Annotated in this window: 4 protein-coding genes; all 4 read right to left on the reverse strand. The window is 48.1% G+C overall.

Features of this window, described 5'->3' with window-relative positions:
- Nucleotides 1–66: 66 nt before the first annotated feature.
- Nucleotides 67–672 carry a 50S ribosomal protein L4 gene (gene rplD / locus ACWVCM_RS00855; protein ID WP_455199801.1) on the reverse strand — a complete coding sequence of 202 codons (606 nt, stop codon included), beginning with the start codon at nt 670–672 and terminating at the stop codon, nt 67–69.
- A gap of 26 nt (nt 673–698) precedes the next feature.
- Entirely contained in the window at nt 699–1,358 is a 660-nt protein-coding gene (gene rplC / locus ACWVCM_RS00860) for a 50S ribosomal protein L3 (RefSeq protein WP_455199802.1), read from the reverse strand.
- Between the two features lie 176 nt (nt 1,359–1,534).
- Entirely contained in the window at nt 1,535–1,849 is a 315-nt protein-coding gene (rpsJ, locus tag ACWVCM_RS00865; protein WP_455199803.1) for a 30S ribosomal protein S10, read from the reverse strand.
- A gap of 183 nt (nt 1,850–2,032) precedes the next feature.
- The coding region (locus tag ACWVCM_RS00870) for an EF-Tu C-terminal domain-related protein (RefSeq protein ID WP_455199804.1) at nt 2,033–2,703 on the reverse strand (671 nt) is incomplete at its 5' end.

Consider the following 2,703-nt stretch of genomic DNA (forward strand, 5'->3'; position numbering starts at 1 on the left):
CACGAAGAATCGATGCCTTCTCTGTTACATGGTGCTCAAGCAATACATTGGCTATCTTAGAGTCAATCATGCGAGCATCTCCTCAATTTGCTTGACTGCATTTACAGTCATCAAAATCTTGTCGCTGTTCACCAACGCAACCGGATTTAGATTTCTAGTTGAGCAAACACCGATGTTTTTCAGATTTCTGGATGCCAGATACAGATTGTCATCTAACTCATCCACAACAATTAACGCGTTAGTCAATGCTAAGGTTTTCAACTTTTCTGCCAGCAATTTTGTCTTCGGCGCATCAAGACTTAACTCATCGATAACTACCAGGCGATCCTGTCGAACCAGCTCAGACAATATGTTACGTATCGCACTGCGATACATCTTACGGTTAACTTTTTGCGAATGATCCTGCGGTCTCAGCGCAAAAGTCATCCCACCAGTACGCCAGATCGGACTACTCATAGTCCCGGAACGTGCGCGACCAGTACCTTTTTGACGCCATGGCTTGGTACCACCACCAGCTACTTCAGAACGGCTCTTGGTTTTACGTGTTCCGCTACGTGCACCAGCAAGGTAGGCTGTGACTACCTGATGTACCAGCGCTTCGTTAAATTCTTTACCGAAGTTTGCATCAGAAACTTCAATGGTTTTCTTTGAGGCTTTGCCCGTTGCTGTCATTAAATTCAAATCCATCATCCAGCCCCTTAACTCGCCGCCTTATCGGAACGCGCCTTAACTGATGCACGTACGATAACGTTACTGTCTTTTGACCCAGGAATAGCACCCTTGATTAAAAGCAAATTACGATCAGCATCCACTCGAACAACTTCCAGATTCTGGGTAGTGCGTTTCACGTTACCCATATGTCCGGCCATTTTCTTGCCTTTAAATACACGGCCTGGTGTCTGGTTTTGACCAATAGAACCAGGAGCACGATGTGACAGGGAGTTACCATGTGTCGCATCCTGCATGTGGAAGTTGTGGCGTTTAATAACACCGGCAAAACCTTTACCGATGCTGGTACCAGTTACGTCCACGCGCTGACCTTGAGTAAAAATATCAACGCTTATACTGGAGCCTGCTTCAACTTCTTCGCCTTCGCCATCCGCGAGACGGAATTCCCAAAGACCTCGACCGGGTTCTGTATTCGCTTTTGAAAAGTGACCTGCGCTAGGTTTGTTAACTCTAGAAGGACGACGACTACCTGTAGTTACCTGCACGGCACGGTAGCCATCTGATTCAATGGTTTTTACCTGGGTGACGCGATTAGGCTCAACCTCGACCACTGTAACGGGTACGGAAACACCGTCATCAGTGAACACGCGAGTCATGCCCGCTTTGCGCCCTACGATACCAATTGTCATCTTTTATTATCCTCTAAATCACACCGATTTCGATTGACCGGTGCGTATTACTTACTAACTAACAAATAGCCAAAAACAAAATCACAACTACAAAAAGTAAATAACGCCCTTGATAGCGAAAATGAAGCCACCAAAAGACGGTTAACTGTTATAAAACAGAACGTAAAATGCGCGAACTAGCTTAACTTGATTTGAACGTCAACGCCGGCTGCAAGATCCAGCTTCATCAAGGCGTCAACCGTTTTGTCTGTTGGGTCGACGATATCCATCAAACGTTTATGCGTGCGCATCTCATACTGATCTCTCGCATCTTTATTGACGTGCGGTGAGATCAAAACTGTCCAACGCTCTTTTTTCGTTGGCAATGGAATTGGGCCCTGCACTTGCGCGCCAGTACGTTTCGCGGTTTCTACGATTTCCCGCGCTGATTGATCAATCAGTCGATGATCAAATGCTTTTAAACGTATCCGTATTCTTTGCCCAGCTGCCATTTATCTAAACCTTCTTAATAAGACTTAAAAATTAATTATTAAATACAATCAGTTAGAAACTAATTTACGGTGTTGTTGTGGTTGCCCACTATTAGCACACCGTGGGGGGCGCATCATATCACCTCCCACGATCAGTTTGTACTAATTTGTTGAAATATTATTGAAATATTTTGATAAAAATCATTATTCAATAATCTTCGCGACCACGCCGGCGCCAACTGTGCGGCCACCCTCGCGGATCGCAAACCGTAAACCGTCTTCCATCGCGATCGGGGCTATCAAGGTCACCACCATGTTCACGTTGTCACCCGGCATCACCATCTCGACATCGGCCGGCAATTCCACCGAACCGGTCACGTCGGTCGTCCGGAAATAAAACTGCGGACGGTAGCCCTTGAAGAATGGCGTATGACGACCGCCTTCTTCTTTGCTTAAGACGTACACTTCGGCTTCGAACTTGGTGTGCGGTGTGATCGAACCGGGCTTGGCCAACACCTGACCACGCTCCACTTCTTCCCGCTTGGTGCCGCGCAGCAGCACACCCACGTTGTCGCCCGCCTGACCCTGATCCAGCAGTTTGCGGAACATTTCCACACCGGTACAGGTGGTCTTGGTGGTATCTTTGATACCCACGATTTCCACTTCGTCACCCACTTTGATGATGCCGCGCTCGACACGACCGGTCACCACGGTACCGCGACCCGAAATCGAGAATACGTCTTCCACCGGCATCAAAAAGTCGCCGTCGATGGCGCGCTCGGGTTCGGGGATGTAGTCGTCCATGGCCGCCACCAGTTTTTCGATGGACGGCGCGCCGATGTCGGAGGTGTCGCCTTCTAAAGCTTTTAATGCCG

Source organism: Kaarinaea lacus, assembly GCF_975902315.1.